Source organism: Clostridium sp. (assembly GCF_050717535.1).
Classification (GTDB): Bacteria; Bacillota; Clostridia; order Clostridiales; family Clostridiaceae; genus Clostridium_AD.
The window spans coordinates 1-23,203 of sequence record NZ_JBOITM010000021.1 but is presented as its reverse complement, the minus strand read 5'-3'; the positions used below and the strand labels follow the sequence as shown (position 1 = coordinate 23,203).

Sequence of the window (23,203 nt, the reverse complement as noted above, 5' to 3'; positions counted from 1 at the left end):
CCGACTTCCTTCAGATTCCGTCTCGCGATGGACACCCTTGTCTTAAGCTATGCACTTGGCACTATTAACCCGTGCTAGGGACTTTCACCCATTAGATTGCGCCCATGCCGGGCGCACAATAAAAAAGCCCTATAAGATGGATTCTTATAGGGTGTAATTTACTTATCTAAACTATCTTTTGAAAGATGGTTTATTATTTTGTTGTTTTCTTGCTCTTCTGCAATCAGCACATCTTTGTGGTTCATTTTCGAATCCTTTTTCTTTGTAGAAAGCTTGTTCACCCTCAGTGAACACAAATTCTTTACCACAATCTTTACAAATTAGGTTTTTGTCAGCCATTTTAAACTCCCCCTCATATTTGGAAATTAAGATCTAAATTTGATTAACAATAACTTCCTAAGAAAAGAGGATATGTTGTTCATCAGATTAGATTCTTATAAATAGTAATTATTTATTACTATTATATACTTATTTTAACATATTATGAATGTTTGTACAATATTTTTTAACCTTTTTGTTGCTATATCTAATATATTTTATTACCAAATAGCTTTATAAATACATGGTACAAATTTAAAAATAAAAACACCCTAATTTCTATCATTTAAAAGAAATTAAGATGTTTCACATTATTAATTTTTATAATCTAACCGTTGCTTGTTAACATTATAATATATAGTCTATTTCTATAAAGAGACTAAGCGAAATTTCCATCCTTAAATACAGGTATTTCTTTTCCATCTGCTGTAATACCAATTACTTGCAAATCTTCTGTGCCCACCATAAAATCCTCATGCACTGTAGAATCATTAACTCCTGATTTTACAAGTTCCTCCTCACTTAGATTTTCACCATTTTTTATACTCACTGGATATGCTTTTCCAATAGCTAAATGGCAAGAAGCATTTTCATCAAAAAGTGTATTGTAAAATAATATATTTGAATTTGATATTGGTGAATCATATGGCACTAATGCTACTTCACCAAGATAATGTGATCCTTCATCAGTTTCAATAATACTCTTTAAAATATCGTATCCCTTTTCAGCTTTAAAATCCACAATTTTCCCATCTTTAAAAGTAAATGAGAATTTATCAATTAAATTTCCATTATAATTTAAAGGCTTTGAACACACTACTATCCCGTTAACTCCAGTTTTACTGGGAAGTGTAAATACCTCTTCAGTAGGCATATTTGCTATAAACTCTATACCTTCAGGGGTATATTCTGATCCGCCAAGCCATAAATGATTTTCAGGAAGTTCAATCAATAGATCAGTACCCAATGAATTTTTATATTTCAAATACTTAAAGTTATTTTTATTTAAAAAGTCCATGCTTTTCTTTAAATTACTTTTGTGAGTTTCCCATGAAGCAACTGGATTTTCTGTATCAACCCTTACTGTTTTAAATATAGCATTCCAAAGTTTCTCCACTGCTTCATCCTCTGATAATTCTGGAAAAACTTTTTTTGCCCATGCTGTAGTTGGAATTGATGCAACACACCAAACATTTCTATTACTCATAAGCCTATCTCTATACTCTTTTATTGCATTACTAGCTGCTTTATGTGATTTTGCCATTCTTTCAGGATTAACATCCTTCATAAGCTCAGGATCTGATGCCGAAATATTTAAAAAAGCGGCCTCTTTTTGTACATTTGATAAATAAAAATCTCTCTGCCAATCAGGATATTCTTCAAAAACCTCTTCTGGAGCATGCATAAATTTAATCTTTGATGATAACTCATCCCTCCAGTTTACAACTACATCTCTAGCTCCTTCAATATATGCAATTTTTGATACAATTCTAACAAAATTTGCGCACTCAATAGGCGCATTGACTACAAGTATTTGATTCTTTTGAATATTTATTCCTGTTTTTACCAGTAATAGAGCATATTTTTCTAATAATTCATTATTCACAATAAAACTCCCTTCCTACATTTAAATATATGATATATGTTAAATTAACCTTATTTTTGATACCTTATTCATATGACCTAAGAAAATTATACCATAAATTTTCACATAATATTGCGAAAAATCAATTGAAGAAATAGTATTAATAGGGTATTATTTATATAAAGTATAATTATATATATAAAAGGGAGTTTTATAACATGAATAAAATGGTTTTATTTTTTTCAAGAACTGGTAACAGTAAAAGAGTAGCAACAAAAATAGCTAATGGCTTAGGTCTAAAACCTATTGAAATAACTGATGATAAAAATTGGAATGGAATTTTCGGGTATTTAAAAGGCGGGTATTATGCATCCGTAAGTAAAAGTGTAAATATTAAAGTAAATGGCGATTATAAACAAGTGGATGAATATATTGTTGTATCACCTCTTTGGGCAGGAGTACCGGCTCCCTCAGTTAGAGAGTTTCTAAAACAAGTACCAATTAGTAAGGTGAATCTAGTCCTAACCTGCAAGGGTAGCAATATAGAAAATGCCTTAACTAAATATGAAAGCAAATCTGGAAAGTTAAAAGCTGGTTTTGGAATTATAGAAAATTTAAATGATGAGGATAAGCGTGTTGAAGAGATCATTCAGGCATTAAAATAATTTTTATTTATTTTAGGGCAATGTAAAAGCTACCGAAATTACTCGGTAGCTTTTTTAACCTAATTATTTTTGCTGCGCTTTTCTATTTCTTCCAAAAACAATAATATTTATAATAGCCAAAATAGTTGCTATTAATGCTAAAATCTCAAATGAAAACTGCAATGAATATTTATCTCCTAGTTTTCCTATAAGAGGAAATATTACCATCATGTACAAACTAAATATCATGCTACCCATGGAAAGTATTGTGGCTCTTTTGTTTGAAGGTATTAATTTATTCGTATAATCACTAACAGCTATAAAAATAATAGACTCAATACTGTTTATTAATATAAAAAAAACGTAATAATACCTACTTAAAGCCACTCCCCATATACATATAGAAATTATTAGAGGAAGTAATAATATTATTACACGTTCTCCTACTTTTTCCTCAATTTTATATGCCTTAGATGCTGTTATAGCTGCCACCAAAGCTGCTATTGCTAATATTATACCTATATTTCCTTTTGAAATTCCCTTAGAAAGTAAATAGTTCTGAAAATAAAAGAATATACTTGTATTAAACATAAAAATAGCCTGTGAAAACACAATTAAAAATCCTAGCTTTTTATTACTAGCTATAATCTTAAAGCTTTCAGCTACTTGATTTTTAAATGCTATAAATCTTTTTTCTTCAATTTCCATTTTAATATCTGGTTCCTTAAAAGACAGTGCTTGAATTATGGACAAAGTAGTAACTACTACAGTTACCACGTAGGCATAGGTATAACTATAATCCGACAAAAATCCACCAAGTACTAACCCACATGTTTGAGCCCCTTGCATTATCATTTCATTAACACCAGATATCTTCATATATTTTTTTTCTTCCCCAGTTTCTTTTAAAGAATCATATACTAATGCTTCGCCTGCTCCCGATTCTAAATTATAAGACAATGCGGTGACTACAAATCCTATTGCAAATCCAATAAAGTTGTTTGAATATATTAATATGAATGCTGCTATTAACTTAGCTATTCTTCCACATATTCTACTAACTTTTCTCCCCCATATATCAGCCACTGCTCCAGTAGGTATTTCCATTAAAAATGAAGTTATATGGAAAATTGCCTCCACCAGTCCCAGCTCCGTTAATGATAATCCTTTAGACGCTAAATAAATCATCCAGATTCCATGTGTAAGGTCAAAGTCCTTTAAAAATGTAAACAGATAATTTTTAGATATATTTTTTCTCAGTTCATTTTTGTACTCCATTATATTTTCCCCCAATTATTAAGAATTTTCTATATCCATCCATTTTTCAATAATCGAGTCCAATTCATCTTGGATTTTTTGTTTTTCTTTGGTTAGCTCTAACAATTTCTCATATTCACTACCATTGCTAATCATTTCAATATCTATATCTTTAAGTTTTGTTTCAAGCTCTTGTATTTCACTTTCTAAGTTTTTTTCCTCTCTTAGTTTGTTATTACTTGTTTGTTTTTGAATGTTTTCTTTATTTCTTGGCTTTTTCTCTTTTTCAAAATTTGGAGTTTGAATTTTGTTTTTCTTAAATTCATTTTTCTTTTCCTTGTAATATTCATAATTTCCTGGGTAATCTATTATCTTCTTGTCTTCTATTTCGCATATTCTCTCTGCCAATTTATTTATGAAAAATCTATCATGGGATATAAATAATATAGTCCCACTAAACTCCAATAGTGCTTCCTCAAGATTTTCCCTTGAATCTATATCCAAATGATTTGTAGGCTCATCAAGTATCAAAAGATTTATATCATTTTGAATTAGCATACAAAGCTTAAGTCTACTTTTTTCTCCACCTGAAAGATTTTTAACCTTTTTAAAAACATGTTCACCATAGAATAAAAATTTAGCCAAAATTCCTCTAGCTGGCCCCTCTAAAATAATCATGTCCTCTCTAAAAGCTTCAAGTATCGTTAACTCTTCATTATTAAAGGTTATATTTTGAGGAAGATATCCTATTTTGGTATTAGATCCGAGCTTAACCTCGCCTAAATCTGCCTCTACCTCACCTAAAAGTGTCTTTATAATAGTTGATTTGCCACTCCCATTTTCACCAATTAAAGCTGTACACTCACCATATCTTATGTCTAAATTTAAATCCTCTAATATTTCCTTTTGATCAAAGCTTTTACATAAGCCTTTAATACTTATTACATCCTTGCCCGACCTATCAGTGTCCGCAAAATCTAATTGAATTTTGGGTTGATTTATTAATGGCTTATCAACTCTTTCTACTTTATCTAATCTCTTTTGCATACTTGCTGCTCTTTTAAAGAATTTTTCATTGTCAGCTTGAATAGCCCATATCCTTAACTGCTTTATTGCTTTTTCCATAGCCTTTATTTTCTTTTGTTGGTCTTTAAATGCCTCAAATTGTTCAAAAACTCTTCTTTGCTTTTCTTTTACATAATAAGAATAATTACCATCATAAAGTGAAGTTTCCCCATCCTCTATTTCCACTATTTTAGTTACAACTCTATCTAAAAAATATCTATCATGTGAAATAACTATTACTGTACCTTTATATCCTTTAAGATAAGTTTCAAGCCATTCTATTGACACTACATCTAAATGATTTGAAGGCTCGTCAAGGAGAAGTATGTCTGGATTCTCAAGTAGAATTTTACCTAATATCACAATAGTTTTTTCACCACCACTAAGACTTATAAAATCCCTATTTGTAAATTCTTCATTAAACTTTAGTCCGGTGCAAACCTTACTCATCTTTTCTTCTATTTCATAACCGCCTTTTGCTTCATAGAGGTCATTAACTTCGCCATATTTTCTTAATGTATATTCTAATTCACTTCCTTTTAAATTAGCCATCTTCTTTTCTATTATTTTAAGTTCCCTATTTATTTCATATTGCTGTTTAAAAGCAGTCTTTAAAACATCTATTACTTTAAAAGACTCCGGATAATCTGGTATTTGATGTAGATATCCTACGGTTGCATTTTTTCTTATGGATATGGTACCTTTATCTTGGTTTTCTATACCAGCAATAATTTTGAAGACTGTGGTTTTACCACAACCATTTTTTCCTATTAAACCAACTCTTTCATTATTTTGAATTTCAAAAGTAATATCGTCAAAAATTCTATTACCTCCAAAATATTTTTCTATTCCCTTTAATGCAAGTTCTATCATTGCTAATTCCTCCTATATATTTTTAATCTCCATTTTATCATTTAAAATAATAAAACCCCAGCATAGAAACCTGCCGGAGTTCTTATATTTTGATTTTAATCTAAACCAGTCAAACTGATTCATTATACAATCGAAGTAAAAAAAGCCCAGGCAAGAGAGTCCTCACCTAGGCTTTAAAATAACATAATTATAATGTATTTAAGGTAAAGATAACTCACTTCTTTTTAGTGTTCTATTCAATTTTGGACAGACCTCTCCCGCAAAATGAAATTCATTATGTGTAATTCCAGATAATGCCATTGGTAGTCTATCTAAAGTTGTATTTTCTAAAAAGAACTTAGCCATCAGTTTCACCTCCGTAATATTAGAACTTAATTAATTTAATATTACCATAAATTTTGTATAATATCAATATTGGAATTTTCTATTTTTATTTAAGTATTGAATTTTATGATTTATGTTTTATGATTTATAAATCAATTTTACGTTTTAAAACATGCCACTTGCCGCTGGGGTGGAACTTATTAAATCCTTGATATATAATAGTGTTGTTAGAACACTTATAATTAAGGAGATTTTTTATGAATTCAATTACTTCAGATTTTGAAAATAGCAAAATAGGCAAACTATTATTCAGACTTGCTTTACCATGCATTATAGCTCAATTAGTGAATGTTTTATATAATATCGTGGATAGAATATTTATAGGTAAGCTTCCAAGTGGCGAAATTGCCATGGCTGGAGTTGGTATATCCTTTCCTATAATTCTTATTATATCAGCTTTTAGTGCTTTAATTGGTATGGGAGGTGCACCCATTGCAGCTATAAAGATGGGTGAAAAGAAAAATAAGGAAGCTGAGAAAATACTAAGTAATAGCTTTTCTATGCTTATTATTATAGGCTTAATTTTAACTCTAGTATTTTTAATTTTTAAGAATCCAATTCTTTTTGCATTTGGAGCAAGCGATCAAACTATTGGATATGCACAAGATTACATAACCATATACCTAATTGGAACAGTTTTTGTTCAGATAGCTTTAGGCATGAATGCTTTTTTAAATACACAAGGTTTTACAAAAATAAGTATGTTCACTGTAATGATTGGTGCTGCAATAAATATAGTTCTTGATCCTATACTTATTTTCACTTTTAACATAGGGGTACAGGGAGCTGCTTTAGCAACAATAATTGCTCAAATGGTTTCTGCACTATTTGTTTTAAAATTTTTATTCGGTAAAAAAACCATTTTAAAAATACGCAAGGAATTTTTAATGCCAAAATTCAAAATAATAATTTCTATTGTTAGTTTAGGTATTTCGCCATTCATTATGCAATCCACTGAAAGCTTAGTTTTAATTTCTTTAAATACAAAACTTCAAGCTTATAGCGGAGATTTAGCTGTAGGAGCTATGACCATAATGGCCAGTATAATGCAAATTATTTTTCTACCATTAACAGGATTAACTCAAGGTGCACAACCTATAATAAGTTATAATTACGGAGCTAAAAACCTAGATAGAGTAAAAACTACAATTAAACTTTTAATAACCTGTTGCTTAACTTACAGCCTAGTCATGACAAGTATTTTAATGTTATTTCCTGAAAATATTGTTTCTATATTTAACAATACCCCAGAATTTATCACCATTACCGTTTGGTGCATTAGAATTTATTTTGTAGGTACATTTATATTTGGTGCTCAAATAGCTTGTCAGCGATGTTTTTTAGCCTTAGGACAAGCTAAAATTTCATTGATTCTGGCATTGTTAAGAAAGATAGTCTTGCTAATACCTCTTATATTTATTCTTCCAAATTTCTTTGAAGATAAATTATTCGCTGTCTTATTAGCAGAACCAATTGCCGATATTACAGCTGTAATTTTAACTAGCATATCATTTTTTATATATTATAAGAGAAATTTGAATAATAAATCAAAGGTCTAGCTTATCATAACTACGACAAGCTAGACCTTCCTATTTTGCTATTTCAAAAATCTTTTCTATATAATCATGTGCTATAAACTCACCCTTTAATATTAATTCTCTGATTTCGCTCGCAACTACCCACTTTGCATCGGCGACTTCTTCATATTGAAGCTTTATATCATTTATATCTACATTTTGTCTAACAAGCCAAATATCATCAAAACCACGAGAAAATTCAACTGTAAATAAAAGCTCGCTTTTGCTCATATCCAAATCTATACCTAATTCTTCCTTGGTTTCACGAATAGCTGCTTTTTCACTAGTATCTCCTAATATAGCAGATCCAGCAACAGAACAATCCCACATATCTGGATATCCTTCTTTCCATGGCTGCCTCTTTTGAATTAAAAATTCACCCTTGTCATTAATTATCCAAACATGAATCACAAGATGATAATCGCCCGTTAGCATATCCCTTCCACGCTCATGTGTCCGTCCAGTCTTTTGTCTGTTTTTATCATAAATATCCCATAGCTCCATAATATCTACCCCTTTTCATCTACTGTTACTTTTGAATTATACCCTTTTGTTATTATGTACTCAAGCATTTAATAAAGTTTATTTAACTAAAATTATAAGCAAAGCTTATTAGCTCTGCTTATGTCATTTGGCATTCTTATGCTTAAAGGATGCCACTTGCCATGTGGGTGGCACTTATTTCATTATTCCCAAAACTTGCTTTCTTAGAGCTATAGCTTCATTTTCTAAGTCCTTCCTGTTTACCAGTAGAGGATCATAAACGTGTAGTTCTATTCTATTAAAAGGTAGAGGAATAGAAAATTTGTCCCATCCTGCTATTAACCTCCATAGTCCATAATAAACCACTATATTTATATTAATTACACTATCATTAAATCATATGGCTTATTCCATAAATTTATGTTAACTAATAATTCATTGTTAATATATTGATATTGTGTTAAAATATCCTTATAATATAATTGGCAAAGCAAGAGTGAAAGGAGGCCTATTTGTGTTACGCAAAAATAACCACCCCTTAGAAATAGAAGATGATGATGATACTTATACTTGCACAATTTGTGAAGACAAACTAGTACTGGATGATAAAACTAATGCATTACCAAAATGTCGTATATGTAATGAACCACAATATTATGAAGATAAGTGATGTAATCACTGCATTTTAATAGCCCCAAAATATATTAATATATTTTGGGGCTATACTTTTTAATTTCATTTAAAAATTAATTTATACAGACTTTCTTTCTACAAGGCTTATAGGCAAAATATTTTCTAACTTTACTTCCACATGTTCTATTTGATCTATTAATATTTTAACTGTTAGTTCTGCCATTTGTTCAATTGGTTGTTTTATTGTGGTTAATGGTGGAACAATCAGATGAGCAATACTTATATCATCATAGCCTATTATTTTCAAGTCCCTGGGAATTACTTTTCCCATTTCGTTTGCTACATGAATTATAGAAGCTGCTATCATATCACTACTAGCAAAAACTCCATCTATATCCGGTTGTTTTACAAACAACTTATAGGCTAGTTTTTCATAACTTTCAAATATATCTAATTTTTCTTGTATTATAACGTACTCTACATTTCTTTTTTTAACTACATCCATAAAAGCTTTATAACGATTATTGGCTGGAGTATTTAGCTCTAATGGTCCACTAATATGAACTAGTTTTTTGCACCCCTTATCTATTAAAAGATTCGTAGCCAGTACTCCACCATTATAATTATCTGATGTAACATAAGGTATATCATGTGCCAGATTTCTATCAATTGCTACTATTGGAAGCGTAGGAACTAGATAATCTGAAGTTTCTAAGGTATGGCTTCCCATAATTATTCCATCCACTTGATTTCTCATTAGCATTTCCACATATTCTCTTTCTTTTACTGAATCTTGATATGAATTACATAGCAAAATCTTATAACCCTGTTTATAAGCATAATACTCTATAAAACTTGTAAGCTCAGCAAAAAAAGGATGGGCTACATTAGGAATAATAAGCCCTATGAAATTTGATTTTTTTCTAAATAATGATCTTGCTAATTCATTAGGCTGATAGTTCAGCTTCGCCATAGCATCATAAACCTTTTTCCTTGTGATCTCACTTATATAACCTCTGTTATTTAATACCCTTGATACTGTAGTAACGGTAACCCCTGATACTTTAGCCACGTCCTTTATTGTTGCCATGCAAACACCCTCTGCAAAATAATTTTTAAACCTAATTATGATATTTTCTATATCTTAGGATAACATATAAATATATAAGTATTCAACATAGGCTTAAAAAGCATAACATTTATATTATGTATTGAACCTTTTTCCCATTATCATCCACATAATCAATTAGTGATTTATTGGTTTCAAGATTTATAAATAATCTACAATACTTATCTTCATTTTCCCATATAAGATAAATTTCATCATCAGCTGAATCCAGAACCTTAAATATTCCCTGGAAGGCATCATATTCATTTCTAAATCTTATCAGTTTAACTAGTCTTTGCACAACTTTTTTTTCAAGAGATTTCTCAATTTCCAAAAGACTGAAATTGTGACGATTAATTTCACGTCCTTCACCACTCTTGTCTACACTTTCAACATCATTTTCACCCGCTAAAAGTCCTACATAATATACTTGAGGTATCCCTGGGGCAAAAAACTGAATAGCTCTAGCTGCCAAATATGCATCATCATCACAATTGAGAAGTGAGTAGTATGTGCCTCTGATTTGATGAACATCAAATCCATCCTGAGACTTATGTTCTTCTGATAAAATAAGGCTTAAATTTGCGCCTCTTTCAATGCAAACATCCACTACTTTTCTAGCTTCACTTGTATCTATAAGGTCATCCATATCTGGTTTTATAGGAATACCATCATGGCAGTCAAGCATTGTAAATTGCTTCTCTGGGCGAACCTTAAGATAACCTCTAAGCTTTGCGCTAGATTTATTAAAAAGTGTTTCTAGAATAGTATATGGCAATATAAAATCATATATCCAAAAGCCCTTGCTTGAAAGCTTGTATTGAGTTGCATAGTGAGCATGAACCTCAGGGAGTAGCTCAATTTCCAGAGAATTTGCCATTTCCCAAATCCAGTGAAGGAACTCATATATTTCCGGTTCTACAAAAAAGGAGCTTGTTCCAATCTTTTTAATAATATATCCAACTGCATCTAATCTAACCATTTTGACATTATTTTTGCTGAAATTAAGAAAAAATTCCGTTAATAGTTGTCTTACCTTTTTTGATTTTACATCTAAATCAATCTGCTCAGATTGATCTGATTTTCCAAAGGTTGTCCATACCTTTTCCACATCACCCGTTTCTTCTATTGTAAAAGTTGAATAAGGTACTTTCCTTCTACGGAACATTTTTTTAATATCATCCTCTACCGGTTTTCCATCCTTCCAAATTTTATCCAATGTAATAAATAAATCAGCATACTCTGATTTTCTCCCTTTCCTTAGAAAGTCCTGAAAATAAATAGACTGTCTAGAAATATGGTTTACCATCAAATCCACCAGAACATCGGAGTGTTGTCCTATAGCCTTAATATCCTCCCAGCAGCCAAACTTAGGTTCTATTTCCAAATAAGTCAGCGGAGCGAATCCCCTATCCCCAGAGGATGGGAATGGTGGCAGAATATGAATTCCGCCTTCAAACACATTAGGAAAATACTTTAAAAGCACATTGTTAAGTTCTTTTAAATCTCCTCCTAATGAGTCTGGATAAGTGATAAGCTGAACTTTATTTTTTACTGCCATATAGAATCCCTCCTTTAAAATTGTAAATATTTCTATAATCCATAACTTTTTTTTATTTCTTCAAGAATAGGTAAATTTACTACTGCACCTGTATACCTTAGTTTATATGCACTTACTGCAAATCCTAATTTTAATGCTTCTTTTATTGTATAACCTTTTACTATAGCTGCATAAAACCCTGACCAGAAGGCATCTCCAGCTCCAGTTGTATCTACCACTTCGTTGGCTAAAGTTCCCATGACGATACTTTCAACCCCGTTTGATACTATTGCCCCTTCCACCCCCAATGTCATAATTACAAGCTTTGCACCAAGATTCAAGAATTTTTTAACTTGATTTTCATTAGAATCTTTTCCAAAAATTCTCTCAGCATCATCTTCTGAGGGTTTAACAATATCAACTTTCCCTATAATTGATTTCACATATTCTATACCATCTTCATTTCCATCCCACAACATTGAGTGATAATTAGGGTCAAAACAAACTAGTGCACCATTATTTCTCGCTTGCTCAATACACCGCTGAATGGTGCTTCTAGATGGCTCTTTTGATATTGGCCAACAAGAAAAATGCATGATTTTACAGTTTATAAGTGCAGAATCTAATACTTGGTTGTAGAGCAAATGATAATCTGCATCCCTATAAAATATAGGAATAGGAGTAGACTTACTTTTAGTAATTAAAACCATACTAGTTGAATTTTGCGTAATATCAACACACCTAGTATCAATTCCTACACCCTTAAGACTATTAATTAAAAACTTTCCAAGACCATCATTTCCTACACAGGATGCGACTAATGAATTTATGCCTAACCTCTTTGTATTTATAGCAATATTGGAAGGAGATCCACCAAAATATCTATTGTAGGTTGAACTTTCAAAGTTATCACCATAGTCTGCTGATATCATATCTACAAGAAGTTCCCCTATGGTTAGAATATCTATATTTTTATCTTGAAAATTAATTTTGTCATTAAATCCAAACATAATTCTCCTCCGACTTATCTTATTTTTGTAGTACCCAATGTCTTAATTTTTGTTTAATTTACAGCATCTTAAAATCCCACTTATTTAGGGACACTATGTTAATTTCATCCTTTGAAAATAATTTTATATAGACAGCATCGTCCCCTGGATATATTCTGCCTGTCATTGTCTTTTCTCCATCATTAATAAATACCTCAACTGAACACTTATCAACAAATATTTGTAATTTTAAGGTATTATCTTTAAGGACTAACTCAGTCTTTCTTATTCCCTTAGGTCCAATACCTGATTTATCACGATTAAAACTAAATATCTTCTTCATAGCATTATAGGATAATACAGTTTCTTGTGTTTCATTAACACGTAACTTTATTCCAAACTCACTAGAATTTTGTGCCTCAAAAATTACTACAATCTCATAACTGTCCCCTGTTATGTCCAATAACTCTTCACCAATTAACTTTACATTCTCAATTTTATATTCATTCTTTCTATACCTTGTAATTTCCTGGATTGGTCTAAAAATTAATCTATCTTCATAAAGTATCACTTCTCTAGGCAATGTCATAGCTCCGGCCCAATTATCTCCTCTATCTTGAGTAGGCATTTTACTTTCCCACATATCCATCCAAGCTATTAATATCCTTCTTCCCTTATCATCAATAATTGTTTGTGGTGCATAAAAATCAAAGCCATAATCTATAGGATAATATTCCTTGAATTTGAATGTACCTACATTAATTTGTAAATTGCCTATCATATAGATTGTGGAATGCAAATTATGATAATCATTTCCCTGAGGTTTCATATACTGAGGTGATACAACCAATACATCCTTCCCGGCTAAGTTAAACAAGTCTGGGCACTCCCAACATATGCCCATATTTCCATGACTACTAGCTAAAATATTTAAAAAATCCCAATGGATCAAATCCAATGATTTATAAATAGCCATTGCACCATTTTTAAAATTATCAACATTTTTTTTATTATCAACAGTACCTAAAATCATATAATAGATTCCATCTTTTTTAAAAACCTTTGGGTCACGTAAATCTTCTTTACTTATAACCTTTGGAACTTCATCAGTATCTATTATTGGATTCAAGGAAAACTTTGTGAAGTTTATGCCATCCTCTGAATTTGCTAAACATTGAACTTGTCTATAACTGCTAGTTTTATTTTCATCAGTATAAATATGTCCTGTGTATATAAGTTTAAGTTTTCCATCCACTTCAATGGCTGATCCTGAAAAACATCCATCTTTATCAAACTCACTATCTGGTGCTAAAGCTATAGGAAGATATCTCCATTTAACTAAATCTTCACTAACTGCATGTCCCCAATGCATAGGACCCCAAATTGCTTCATAAGGATAATATTGAAAAAACACATGATAGCTCCCATTAAACTGAATAAATCCATTAGGGTCATTTATCCAGCCATACTCTCCCATTAAGTGATAGTTTAATCTATATTCGCTATTTATCTTATTTTTATTCTTTTGAATAAACTCATTTGCTGCTTTTATCTTATCTATTGTCATTTTAAATGCCCCAATCTGAAGTTATTTTATAGAACCTTGTAATACTCCACCTATAATGCTCTTTTGCATAAATACGTAAATTATTAATACAGGAAGCACTGATAACATTAAACCTGCCATTGATAAACCGTAATTCACACTATAAGTACCACTGAAATAGTAAGTTGATAATTGTAAGGTTCTCTCATCTGAGCTTACAAGTACTAGTGAAGGCAATAAGAAGTCATTCCATATCCATAGCACATCAAGTGTTATAATAGTCATAGTTGTAGGCTTCAAAAGAGGAAATACAATTTTCCAGAAAGTTTGAAATCTTGTAGCACCATCTATCATAGCCGCTTCTTCTAGTTCCATTGGTATGCTTTTCATAAATCCATGGTACATAAATACAGCTAGTGAAACTCCAAACCCTAAATACATGTACATAAGTGCCCATTTGCTATTTAGCATTCCTATAGATCCATAAATTTTCACAAGTGGTATCATTATAGCTTGGAATGGTATTATCATAGATATAACCATTATGAAAAATAAGTATTTGGTTATCTTCCATTTTTTTCTTACCATTATATAAGCAGTCATGGAGGAAAAAATTATTATTATAGAAACACTAACAATGGTTATTATAAGGGTATTCATAAATGCATTCGAGTAGTTCATAAGTTTAAAAGCTTCAATATAATTATCAAAACTAAAACTGGCTGGTAATGCTAATGGATTAGCAATTACATCCTTACTATCTTTAAATGAATTTACTATAACAAATATAAATGGCACTACATACAAAAATAACAAACCACATATAACTATAGTTTTTATTATACTAGCTATTAATTTTTGTTTTTTCATTATGCTTCTACCTCCATCTTCTTAGTTATATTCACTTGAATTAATGTTATGGTTGCAACAATTATAAATAAGATAAGTGCTTCTGCTTGCCCAGTACCATATTGTTGCGATAAAAATGCTTTGTTATAAACGTGCATTGATATTAATTCAGTAGTATGATATGGTCCTCCCCCAGTAAGCGCAAGATTTACATCATAAGCCATAAATCCCTTTTGTATACTTAAAAATAGGCATACAGTAAAAGATGGAACCATCATTGGAAGTATTATACTTTTCATTTTTTTAAACCCACTTGCTCCATCTATGCTGGCTGCTTCTAATATATCTTTAGGAACATTCATAAACCCTGCTACATATATAATCATCATATACCCCGAATACTGCCAAACCGTAACAATAACTAAAGTCCAAAAGGCTTTTTTAGGATCCGCAAGCCAAGAGCTCGAAAAAAATGGCAGATCAAAATTAGTTCCAATGTATACCAATATATTTGAAAATACAAATTTCCATATAAATCCAAGGATAATTCCTCCTATAAGATTAGGTGTAAAGAATCCTGCTCTATAGATGTTTTGACCTTTCATTCCAGTTGTTAGTACATATGCCAGTAAAAATGCCATTACATTTGTAATGATAACAGTTACTGCTACATACTTAACTGTAAGCCACAGCGAAGTCCAAAATACTGTATCTTTAAATACTGCTATATAATTTTCATTGCCAACAAATTTTTGAATATCTGACAAACCATCCCAACTTGTAAAAGTTAAATAAATACCATATATAAATGGTATAATCATAACTGTTAAAAATGCAAATGTACTGGGCCCTGCATATATGCTAAAAGTTTTAAATTTTCCCCAAAAACTATTTTCATTTTCCATTCTCCCCACTCCTCTTATAAGAATATTAAATTGATTTTTATATTTAATAACGGATACGCGAAATACGCCTATCCGTTATTATGTTTTAGAGTTAATTATTTAATTATTTAGCATTTTTCCAGTAATTTTGAATCTCAGTAGCTAAAGCTTTTTTGTCACTTTTGCCATCAAGATATTTTTGCATTGAAGCTCCAACTTGTGCCCAGTGATCTCCTGGTAATGTTGTAATAGTTGGTATAGTGTTCTTATCAGTTAAATATTGTTTTATTGATTTTCCAAGTGGATCTTTTATTTCTAATTTAATATTTGAGAAGGCAGGAACTAAACTGCATTTATTAACTAGTGCATCTTGCCCTGCATCGCTATATACTAACCAGTCTAAGAATTTTTTTCCTGCTGCTTGTTGATCTGCGTCGTTATTTTTTGTGTCAACCCCTATATATTTAGATGATCCAGCATATATTTGTGAATTACCATAGTCAGTTGCATTGTTGCTTATTGGAACTGGTATAAAGCCATATTGTCCTTCCGCCGTATCAAATTTCTTAATATCTGGCCATGCCCAGTTTCCCATAAACCAGAAACCTACTTCACCTTTACCTAAACGTTCAGCTCCTTTTTCATATACACCAGCCAGTGGAGATTTTTTGTCAATGTTATTAGCTTTTAAAACATCAAAAGTTGTCATTAATCCATTAAATACAGCATTAGTATTCAAATCAACTTTTCCAGCCTTTAACTCTCCTGTAAATTTTTCTGGTGCTCCAGCTTCTTTTGATTGAGCTAAATATAATGTTGATAGATAATGTCCTCCCAAGGACCAATCCATTGGTGAAAGAACCATAGGTGCTACCCCTGCAGCTTGTACTTTTGCAAATGCCGCTTCTAAATCTTTAGTAGTTTTAATAGTAGTTGGGTCAACTTTTGCCTTGTCCATTACTACTTTATTGTATATAAGTCCATATCCTTCAATTGCCAGTGGAAATGACATTACTTTACCATTTATAGAACCTGCATCTAATGTTCCTGCCGCTGCATCTTTAACCCATTTTTCTGATGAAAGATCTGCAAACTTGTCCGCAACTTTTGGAATATCATTTGGATCAAGCATAGCTAAAGTAGGTGCATTTCCAGCTGCATACATAGTGGATATCTTTTGAAATGGTGAAGCTCCTGCTGCTACTGGAATAACCTCTATTGTTATATTAGGGTTTTCTACTGTAAAAGCCTTTGCTGCTGCTTCTAATTGAGTCAAAATTTCTCCCTTTGTATTAAGAAATGTTATCTTAACTGGTTTATCTGTAGCCGTAGTTGCTGCAGCTTTAGTAGTATCATCAGTCTTTGCTTTAGTACCACACCCCGCTAATAAACTTGTAGCTAAAGCAATGGTTATTATTAGTGATAGAATTTTTTTCCTTTTCATTTTTACCCCTCCATATAATTTTTTTTAATTATACCTTAATTGTGAAAACCTTTACTCTGTAATTTAATAATAATACTAAATGTGACATATGTCAAGCGGTTAACATAAAATATTTTATACTATTTAACAAGTATTAATTTTTATTTGTTATGCTAATATTTCATGAGTTTTTACGATGGATTTTTCAATCAAAAAAAATAACAAAGAGCTAATTTTTACTTAGCACCTTGCTATATTTCTTTGAATTCATAAGAGATGGATTTAATAAAAGAACCTTTAGCTCACGATTGAAATCACAAGTATGCATGATTCAGTTATCAAATTTTTACAAATTTTGTGATTTGGTTAATTTAGTTTTAATTAATCTTAAGAAGGTTAAAATCCCTCCTATCATGCAAATAACTGCTGCAGTTATATATACAGTTCTCATACCATAAATAAATGCATCATTCCGTCCTATTACATAGTCAGTTACATGATACCCAATTTTATAACTCATCCTGTTATATAAAATAGTAGTAGCTAAAGCTATTCCACAAACCATCCCTAAATTTCTTACAAGCGCATTTACACTGCCTGCAATACCTAGCTTATCCCTTGAAACTGTGGACATTACCAATGAATTATTAGGTGATTGAAATAAACCATTTCCGAGTGACATAACGGCTATAAAAATGATCATGCTTATTACTGAAGACTGCTCATTTAATGTTGACATTAATAATAAACCAAGACTTGTAATCACAAGCCCTATAAAAGTTAGAATTTCAGAACCTATTTTATCTGATAAATGTCCACTAATTGGCGCTACTACAGATAAAATCAAGGGAAAAATCATAAGTATGAGTCCAGTGAATGCCGGTGAAAACTTCATCACATCCTGAAGATAAAAGGGTTGAATTATAATCGAACAAAAGATGGCAACAAAAGAAACAAATCCACAAAAAATACTTAATGAAAATAGTTTGTTTTCAAAAATTTGCAATTGTAAAAGTGGATTTTCACGCTTCTTTTCCACCATAATAAAAGCGACGAAAGCAACAATTGCTATTAAAAATCCCAACAAAATTATTGGCTTTGTAAACCCAATTTTTTGTCCTTGCCCCAATGCTGCAAATAATGGAACTATAGCAAGCATAAATAATAATGCTCCGATACCATCTAATTTTCCCCTTACTGATTTATGATCTTTAGGAAGTATCTTAAAGCTATAAAATAATGTTATTATACCTATTGGTACATTTATTAAAAATATATATTCCCAACTAGTGGCACTAACTATAAATCCGCCTAATGCTGGTCCTACCAAGGATCCAAGTGCCACAAAGGTTCCCGTAATTCCCAATGCTCTTCCTCTTTCATTTGCTGGAAATACTTCAGTGATAATTCCTTGATTGTTTGCCATAGTACCTGCAGCTCCTATTCCCTGTATTACTCTAGCTAAAACTAAAATTGGAAATGACCTGGTTATTCCACAAAATAGTGAACCTAGCGTAAATAATGCTATCCCGAACTTAAATACCTTAGTTTTACCAAGTATATCTCCCAGCCTTCCAAAAACTAATATAGTTGCTGAAATTATAATTAAATAACTTGTTACTACTAATTGAATACTACCAGATGTTACATTTAAAGCTTTAGACATAACGGGTAAAGCTACGTTTACAATACTACTATCTAAGGTACACATAAATGTTACCATTACAACTACAAATAAAATTACCCACCGGTTTTTATTACTATCCTTATTTTCCAATTTCATATCTCCTCTATCCTTGTAATTATATTAAACGACATCCTTATTATCATAACTTAACCTTTAACACATTTCAATTAATATTGTTAGCAAAGGAAAACTATGCGATAAAGATTGCAAAAGCTGCAAATATAAAATAACTTAAAATTCAATACCTTATTAATTAAATATGTATTAACTTTCATGAATAAGCCTTGTATTAATTTCTTAAATGGAGCATGCTATATATTAGAAAACAAACAAAAATTAATATTTTCATGAAGGAGAGTTATGTATGTTTGGTTATATCCTTATCTTTTTCGCTAAAATAATTGAAGTATCCTTAACCACAGTTAGAGTTGTACTTATAACTAGAGGAGAAAAATTTTATGGCGCCATTATTGGCTTCTTTGAGGTACTTATATGGTTATATGTAATTAGTACTGTACTTGTTGGAATAAGTGAAGAACCATTTAAAATGGTTGTATATGCATTAGGATTTGCTTGCGGAAACTATATCGGATGTATTTTAGAAGATAAAATAGCACTAGGACTAATGACCATAAATGCAATAGTATCAGAAAAAGATGGCGATACATTGGCTAAAATATTGAGAGCGGAAAATGTAGGAGTTACTCTTATTGAAGCAGAGGGTTTAAAAGAAAATAAAAAAATGCTTATAATACATGTTAAAAGAAAAAGAAAATCTGAAATATTAAAAGTAATAAAAAATTCTCAAATAAAGGCTGTAATCTCATTAATGGATACTAAAACTATATATGGTGGTTATGGCATTAGAAAATAAAAGTTAAAATATGATGTTCACATCATTATGCTATACTTATAATGAAAAAGTGTATTGAGGAGCTGAATAGTATGAGCGAAAAAGAAAAAATGTTAAATGGTGAAATATATAATGCCTATGACAAAAGTTTAGTACTTTTGAGAAATAAGGCTAGACACCTTACAAAACTATATAATAATACAGACCCAGAGGAAGTTGAAGGTCGAGTACATATTATAAAAAAATTAATTGGTAAAATTGGTGAAGATTTTGAAATAGAACCTCCTTTTCATTGTGATTATGGTACTAATATTGAAATAGGGGAAAATTTTTATGCCAATTTTAATTTTTTAGTCTTAGATGATGGACTTGTAACAATTGGAGATGATGTATTATTTGCTCCTAATGTAAGTATATTTACCGCAACTCATCTAATTGACCCTAAGTTAAGACCCAAGAATGCTGATTACACAAAAGCTGTTACTATAGGAAATAATGTGTGGGTTGGTGGCGGGGCTATAATAAATCCCGGTGTGACTATTGGGGATAATAGTGTAATAGGTTCTGGCAGTGTGGTTACAAAAGATATTCCATCCAATGTTGTGGCTGTTGGAAACCCTTGTAAAATAATTAAGTATCTAACTCTTCAGCTTTGTGAATAACTAAATTAACTTTATATTTAATAGTACATTACTATTAAACACAAATTTAAAATAAAAAACTACCGAAATATAAATATTTCGGTAGTTTTTTATTTTAAATTAATCCATTGGATGATTATAAATCATTCTGTCATATACATGGTCAAATCCCATCTTACGATAAAGATTTTTCGCACGTTTATTATCAAGATCTACATGAAGGGACAAATTGCCATCTGATAATTCAATTGCACGACCAATAAGTTCTGATGCCACGCCACGACCTTTATTACCAGGCTTAACACCAATATAAGCTAAATGATAAGTGGAAATAAAATTTTCAAATCCCATATTGACAATAACACAAATACCTTGTTCTTCTCCATTTCGTTTGGCTATTAGCAAAAACCCTTCTTTCATGGCTTTTTCTATAGCATCCACTGTCTCTCCCACTGAATCATTATAAGCTGCTAGCCAAGTTCGTGTCATCTCCAGTAAATCAGCTTTATTTTTCTCATCAAAACTTGTAATCTCACATACTTCAATTTCACTTCTCCCATCATTTAAAATAATTAAATGCTTTCCATTTTTAAGTTGTCCTTGTTTCACTTTTTTGGTAAAGGCCGCCATTGCATAGGCTTCTTTCCTTGAAACAATAACACCCTCAGTTTCACGAAGAATAGTAACTGCCTGCTTAAGCTCTTCTTCTTCAATGTCAATCATTTCAGCTTTAGTCTCATCAATAATTTTTATAATGGATTGGACCATATCTGTAGGTCTGTCTGGTAAACCCAATGCAGTCTTTTTAGTGCCATTATTTTCAATCTGGCTAATATGCATTTTCCTAACATACTCATTTATATCATCTTGCCATGATGAATTAACACCACATAATAATTGAGGTAATTCACTCAATTCTTCATGTACCCAGCTTTTTATTGTGCCACTATAAATGCTTGAAAGTGTATATCCAAATCCTAATTTAGTGGTTATGGTATCCACTTTAAAATCCATACGTTCTAAACACTCCTTGATCATATCTTCGAAGATGAGATGACTTATAATGGTGTTTAAATCCCATTCGCAAGTCAAATACATATTACCCTTCTCTGCTATGTCTCCTAATTGTGACCGAGTAAAGGTGTCTTTTTTATCTCGTAAATCTAACAAAACTTCACTATCTAAACGAGACATTTTCCATTTTTCTTGCTTGAAAAGGGGAATCTTCACCTCAAGTTCCTTCAATTTTGCAAATAGCATTACTGATTTTATGTAGCTTTCAGACCCATCAACTAAAATTTGCTTAAACCCCTTAGCTATAGCATCTTTTACTAATACCTCTGAAATACGGTCATATTTATGTCCTGATGGATTAGCTCCTTCAAGTTTCAAATATATCTCTCCGATACCTAATACCTTCTCTAATTTTTTTGCTCTCATTAAGGGTGTTCTTCCACTTTTTCTCATATTTAATACTCTCTCCTTCAACACTTAATTGTAATTAAATTCAAAATAGCTCTATAAAAATCCCTATTATTTTATAATATTTTTATACCATTCTTTAACTTCAACAAGATAATTTACACCAATACAATAAGTTCAAAATATATTGTTACTGGCAATCTCATCTACTCTAAATGCCTATTCTACTATGTTCTCTCATTTATAGTATAACATTTCATATCTACTTCTGCAAATATGTAGAATTTTTTGTCATTTAGTATAGATATTTTTTCATATCCGTTACGTGGCAAAATTTGTTAGGTTACTTTATTAAATCTTGGAATTCCCCTTCTATAATATTCTTTAGTAAATTGGGGTTGATTTCTATTTGAAATCCTATTTTCCCACCACTTACAATTATATTTTCTATATAAAGTGCACTTTCATGAATAAAGGTTTTATATTGTTTCTTCATACCTATAGGTGAGCAACCTCCTCTAATATATCCTGTATACTTTTGAAGATCATTAACATCTAACATTTCTATTCTCTTCTCATTAGTTATTATAGCTACTTTCTTAAAGTCTATTTCCTCTCTAACTGGAATTAGGAACACATAAATATTTTGAGAATTTCCACAAGTCACTATAGTTTTAAATACATATTTTTCATCTTTGCCTATCTTTTTTGCCACAGATATTCCATCTATCTTGTCATCTTTTACATCGTAAGTTATTACATCATATTGAACCTTCATTTTATCTAAAATTCGCATAGCATTTGTTTTTATCATTGTTTTCCCCTTAGTTTTTGTCTCTATTTATTCTATTATATCCTTTTTTCTTACCTTATACACTATTTATTAAGCATTACACTGTATGCTCCAATGTGTAATATTGAATGGTTGTCCATCTAATTTGTATAAATATGCATGTTTTCAGTCTTATTTTGATATTATATTTTTATAATATTCTATTTACTGATAATATTCTTTCTTATTTTCAAAAATGTGTTGAATTTTTTGTTTGTTCCTATATAATAGTAATAGTAATAGTGAATGAATTTATTCGTTTACATTAGAGGGGGAATAATATATGTCAGAAAAAATCAAAAAAACCAAAAAATTAACATTGATCTCATTAGTCTTAATGATTTTTACTTCAGTTTATGGATTTAATAACATGCCAAGATCATTCTACATAATGGGGTATGCTGCTATTCCATGGTATATCTTATCAGGTCTCGCATTCTTTATTCCTTTTGCTTTCATGATGGCTGAGTTTGGTACAGCTTTCAGGGAGGAAAAAGGTGGAATATACTCATGGATGTCACTATCAGTAGGCCCTAAATATGCTTTTATGGCAACTTTCATGTGGTATGCTTCTTATGTAGTTTGGATGGTCAATGTAGCATCAGGAATT

The 23,203-nt window shown here is 30.9% G+C and carries 23 protein-coding genes; 6 read left to right on the top strand and 17 right to left on the bottom strand.

The window, feature by feature from the left end; translation table 11 throughout:
- Positions 1-171: 171 nt before the first annotated feature.
- Positions 172-339, bottom strand: a complete 168-nt coding sequence (locus tag ACREVU_RS04215) for a zinc-ribbon domain-containing protein (protein WP_431550378.1) — start codon at positions 337-339, stop codon at positions 172-174.
- Between the two features lie 358 nt (positions 340-697).
- Entirely contained in the window at positions 698-1,924 is a 1,227-nt protein-coding gene (locus ACREVU_RS04210; RefSeq protein ID WP_431550377.1) for an aminopeptidase, read from the bottom strand.
- Positions 1,925-2,121: 197 nt separating this feature from the next.
- Here ACREVU_RS04210 and ACREVU_RS04205 point away from each other — a divergent pair, with 197 nt between their 5' ends.
- Positions 2,122-2,568 carry a flavodoxin family protein gene (locus ACREVU_RS04205; protein WP_431550376.1) on the top strand — a complete coding sequence of 149 codons (447 nt, stop codon included), beginning with the start codon at positions 2,122-2,124 and terminating at the stop codon, positions 2,566-2,568.
- 63 nt (positions 2,569-2,631) lie between these two features.
- Here ACREVU_RS04205 and ACREVU_RS04200 read toward each other — a convergent pair whose 3' ends face one another.
- The 3 genes from ACREVU_RS04200 to ACREVU_RS04190 all read right to left on the bottom strand — a co-directional run bounded on the left by ACREVU_RS04200 (position 2,632) and on the right by ACREVU_RS04190 (position 6,087).
- Complete coding sequence (locus ACREVU_RS04200) at positions 2,632-3,825, bottom strand: MFS transporter (RefSeq protein WP_431550375.1); 1,194 nt, start codon at positions 3,823-3,825, stop codon at positions 2,632-2,634.
- An 18-nt stretch (positions 3,826-3,843) separates the two neighbouring features.
- Complete coding sequence (gene abc-f, locus ACREVU_RS04195; protein WP_431550374.1) at positions 3,844-5,742, bottom strand: ribosomal protection-like ABC-F family protein; 1,899 nt, start codon at positions 5,740-5,742, stop codon at positions 3,844-3,846.
- Between the two features lie 198 nt (positions 5,743-5,940).
- The gene (locus tag ACREVU_RS04190; RefSeq protein WP_431550373.1) at positions 5,941-6,087 is read right to left on the bottom strand and encodes a hypothetical protein; all 147 of its coding nucleotides are present in this window, start codon (positions 6,085-6,087) and stop codon (positions 5,941-5,943) included.
- A 236-nt stretch (positions 6,088-6,323) separates the two neighbouring features.
- Between ACREVU_RS04190 and ACREVU_RS04185 the strand changes: the two genes are divergently transcribed.
- A complete protein-coding gene (locus tag ACREVU_RS04185; RefSeq protein WP_431550372.1) occupies positions 6,324-7,685 on the top strand; it encodes an MATE family efflux transporter in 1,362 nt (453 codons plus the stop codon).
- Positions 7,686-7,715: 30 nt separating this feature from the next.
- On the opposite strand, the gene ACREVU_RS04180 is transcribed toward ACREVU_RS04185, so the two are convergent.
- Together ACREVU_RS04180 and ACREVU_RS04175 are read right to left on the bottom strand one after the other, a co-directional pair.
- Positions 7,716-8,207: an NUDIX hydrolase gene (locus ACREVU_RS04180; protein ID WP_431550371.1), complete on the bottom strand. Its 492-nt coding sequence runs from the start codon at positions 8,205-8,207 to the stop codon at positions 7,716-7,718.
- Positions 8,208-8,381: 174 nt separating this feature from the next.
- Complete coding sequence (locus ACREVU_RS04175; RefSeq protein ID WP_431550370.1) at positions 8,382-8,552, bottom strand: hypothetical protein; 171 nt, start codon at positions 8,550-8,552, stop codon at positions 8,382-8,384.
- Between the two features lie 148 nt (positions 8,553-8,700).
- On the opposite strand from ACREVU_RS04175, the gene ACREVU_RS04170 reads away from it, so the two are divergent.
- Positions 8,701-8,856: a hypothetical protein gene (locus ACREVU_RS04170; RefSeq protein WP_431550369.1), complete on the top strand. Its 156-nt coding sequence runs from the start codon at positions 8,701-8,703 to the stop codon at positions 8,854-8,856.
- Positions 8,857-8,937: 81 nt separating this feature from the next.
- Here the strand turns inward: ACREVU_RS04170 and ACREVU_RS04165 are convergent, their stop codons facing one another.
- From ACREVU_RS04165 to ACREVU_RS04130, 8 genes are all read right to left on the bottom strand, one after another.
- Entirely contained in the window at positions 8,938-9,909 is a 972-nt protein-coding gene (locus ACREVU_RS04165) for a LacI family DNA-binding transcriptional regulator (RefSeq protein ID WP_431550368.1), read from the bottom strand.
- A gap of 109 nt (positions 9,910-10,018) precedes the next feature.
- Positions 10,019-11,488, bottom strand: coding sequence for a sucrose phosphorylase (gtfA, locus tag ACREVU_RS04160; RefSeq protein ID WP_431550367.1), 1,470 nt, complete (start codon positions 11,486-11,488; stop codon positions 10,019-10,021).
- Positions 11,489-11,520: 32 nt separating this feature from the next.
- Positions 11,521-12,477, bottom strand: coding sequence for a carbohydrate kinase family protein (locus ACREVU_RS04155; RefSeq protein ID WP_431550366.1), 957 nt, complete (start codon positions 12,475-12,477; stop codon positions 11,521-11,523).
- A gap of 58 nt (positions 12,478-12,535) precedes the next feature.
- The gene (locus tag ACREVU_RS04150; protein WP_431550365.1) at positions 12,536-14,023 is read right to left on the bottom strand and encodes a glycoside hydrolase family 32 protein; all 1,488 of its coding nucleotides are present in this window, start codon (positions 14,021-14,023) and stop codon (positions 12,536-12,538) included.
- Positions 14,024-14,044: 21 nt separating this feature from the next.
- Complete coding sequence (locus ACREVU_RS04145; RefSeq protein WP_431550364.1) at positions 14,045-14,872, bottom strand: carbohydrate ABC transporter permease; 828 nt, start codon at positions 14,870-14,872, stop codon at positions 14,045-14,047.
- Positions 14,872-15,756 carry a carbohydrate ABC transporter permease gene (locus tag ACREVU_RS04140; protein WP_431550363.1) on the bottom strand — a complete coding sequence of 295 codons (885 nt, stop codon included), beginning with the start codon at positions 15,754-15,756 and terminating at the stop codon, positions 14,872-14,874. The genes ACREVU_RS04145 and ACREVU_RS04140 overlap by 1 nt, the downstream gene beginning before the upstream one ends.
- A gap of 103 nt (positions 15,757-15,859) precedes the next feature.
- Positions 15,860-17,179: an ABC transporter substrate-binding protein gene (locus ACREVU_RS04135; protein ID WP_431550362.1), complete on the bottom strand. Its 1,320-nt coding sequence runs from the start codon at positions 17,177-17,179 to the stop codon at positions 15,860-15,862.
- Positions 17,180-17,504: 325 nt separating this feature from the next.
- Positions 17,505-18,941: an MFS transporter gene (locus tag ACREVU_RS04130; RefSeq protein ID WP_431550361.1), complete on the bottom strand. Its 1,437-nt coding sequence runs from the start codon at positions 18,939-18,941 to the stop codon at positions 17,505-17,507.
- Between the two features lie 268 nt (positions 18,942-19,209).
- Here ACREVU_RS04130 and ACREVU_RS04125 point away from each other — a divergent pair, with 268 nt between their 5' ends.
- Positions 19,210-19,719 carry a DUF2179 domain-containing protein gene (locus ACREVU_RS04125; protein ID WP_431550360.1) on the top strand — a complete coding sequence of 170 codons (510 nt, stop codon included), beginning with the start codon at positions 19,210-19,212 and terminating at the stop codon, positions 19,717-19,719.
- 71 nt (positions 19,720-19,790) lie between these two features.
- A complete protein-coding gene (locus ACREVU_RS04120) occupies positions 19,791-20,360 on the top strand; it encodes a sugar O-acetyltransferase (RefSeq protein WP_431550359.1) in 570 nt (189 codons plus the stop codon).
- Between the two features lie 99 nt (positions 20,361-20,459).
- Here the strand turns inward: ACREVU_RS04120 and ACREVU_RS04115 are convergent, their stop codons facing one another.
- Together ACREVU_RS04115 and ybaK are read right to left on the bottom strand one after the other, a co-directional pair.
- Positions 20,460-21,806: a pyridoxal-phosphate dependent enzyme gene (locus tag ACREVU_RS04115; protein WP_431550358.1), complete on the bottom strand. Its 1,347-nt coding sequence runs from the start codon at positions 21,804-21,806 to the stop codon at positions 20,460-20,462.
- Between the two features lie 298 nt (positions 21,807-22,104).
- The gene (ybaK, locus tag ACREVU_RS04110) at positions 22,105-22,575 is read right to left on the bottom strand and encodes a Cys-tRNA(Pro) deacylase (RefSeq protein ID WP_431550357.1); all 471 of its coding nucleotides are present in this window, start codon (positions 22,573-22,575) and stop codon (positions 22,105-22,107) included.
- A gap of 301 nt (positions 22,576-22,876) precedes the next feature.
- Here ybaK and ACREVU_RS04105 point away from each other — a divergent pair.
- A partial coding sequence (locus tag ACREVU_RS04105; RefSeq protein WP_431550356.1) for an amino acid permease occupies positions 22,877-23,203 on the top strand: 327 nt, incomplete at its 3' end.

Bases quoted from the DNA above. Each gene is read 5' to 3' on its own strand.
- ACREVU_RS04200 (WP_431550375.1), bottom strand. From the start codon at position 3,825: ATGGAGTACAAAAATGAACTGAGAAAAAATATATCTAAAAATTATCTG.
- ACREVU_RS04180 (WP_431550371.1), bottom strand. From the start codon at position 8,207: ATGGAGCTATGGGATATTTATGATAAAAACAGACAAAAGACTGGACGG.
- gtfA (WP_431550367.1), bottom strand. From the start codon at position 11,488: ATGGCAGTAAAAAATAAAGTTCAGCTTATCACTTATCCAGACTCATTA.
- ACREVU_RS04165 (WP_431550368.1), bottom strand. From the start codon at position 9,909: ATGGCAACAATAAAGGACGTGGCTAAAGTATCAGGGGTTACCGTTACT.
- ACREVU_RS04145 (WP_431550364.1), bottom strand. From the start codon at position 14,872: ATGAAAAAACAAAAATTAATAGCTAGTATAATAAAAACTATAGTTATA.
- ACREVU_RS04135 (WP_431550362.1), bottom strand. From the start codon at position 17,179: ATGAAAAGGAAAAAAATTCTATCACTAATAATAACCATTGCTTTAGCT.
- ACREVU_RS04115 (WP_431550358.1), bottom strand. From the start codon at position 21,806: ATGAGAAAAAGTGGAAGAACACCCTTAATGAGAGCAAAAAAATTAGAG.
- ACREVU_RS04190 (WP_431550373.1), bottom strand. From the start codon at position 6,087: ATGGCTAAGTTCTTTTTAGAAAATACAACTTTAGATAGACTACCAATG.
- ACREVU_RS04155 (WP_431550366.1), bottom strand. From the start codon at position 12,477: ATGTTTGGATTTAATGACAAAATTAATTTTCAAGATAAAAATATAGAT.
- ACREVU_RS04140 (WP_431550363.1), bottom strand. From the start codon at position 15,756: ATGGAAAATGAAAATAGTTTTTGGGGAAAATTTAAAACTTTTAGCATA.
- ACREVU_RS04205 (WP_431550376.1), top strand. From the start codon at position 2,122: ATGAATAAAATGGTTTTATTTTTTTCAAGAACTGGTAACAGTAAAAGA.
- ACREVU_RS04130 (WP_431550361.1), bottom strand. From the start codon at position 18,941: ATGAAATTGGAAAATAAGGATAGTAATAAAAACCGGTGGGTAATTTTA.
- abc-f (WP_431550374.1), bottom strand. From the start codon at position 5,742: ATGATAGAACTTGCATTAAAGGGAATAGAAAAATATTTTGGAGGTAAT.
- ACREVU_RS04150 (WP_431550365.1), bottom strand. From the start codon at position 14,023: ATGACAATAGATAAGATAAAAGCAGCAAATGAGTTTATTCAAAAGAAT.
- ACREVU_RS04120 (WP_431550359.1), top strand. From the start codon at position 19,791: ATGAGCGAAAAAGAAAAAATGTTAAATGGTGAAATATATAATGCCTAT.
- ACREVU_RS04215 (WP_431550378.1), bottom strand. From the start codon at position 339: ATGGCTGACAAAAACCTAATTTGTAAAGATTGTGGTAAAGAATTTGTG.
- ACREVU_RS04185 (WP_431550372.1), top strand. From the start codon at position 6,324: ATGAATTCAATTACTTCAGATTTTGAAAATAGCAAAATAGGCAAACTA.
- ybaK (WP_431550357.1), bottom strand. From the start codon at position 22,575: ATGATAAAAACAAATGCTATGCGAATTTTAGATAAAATGAAGGTTCAA.
- ACREVU_RS04125 (WP_431550360.1), top strand. From the start codon at position 19,210: ATGTTTGGTTATATCCTTATCTTTTTCGCTAAAATAATTGAAGTATCC.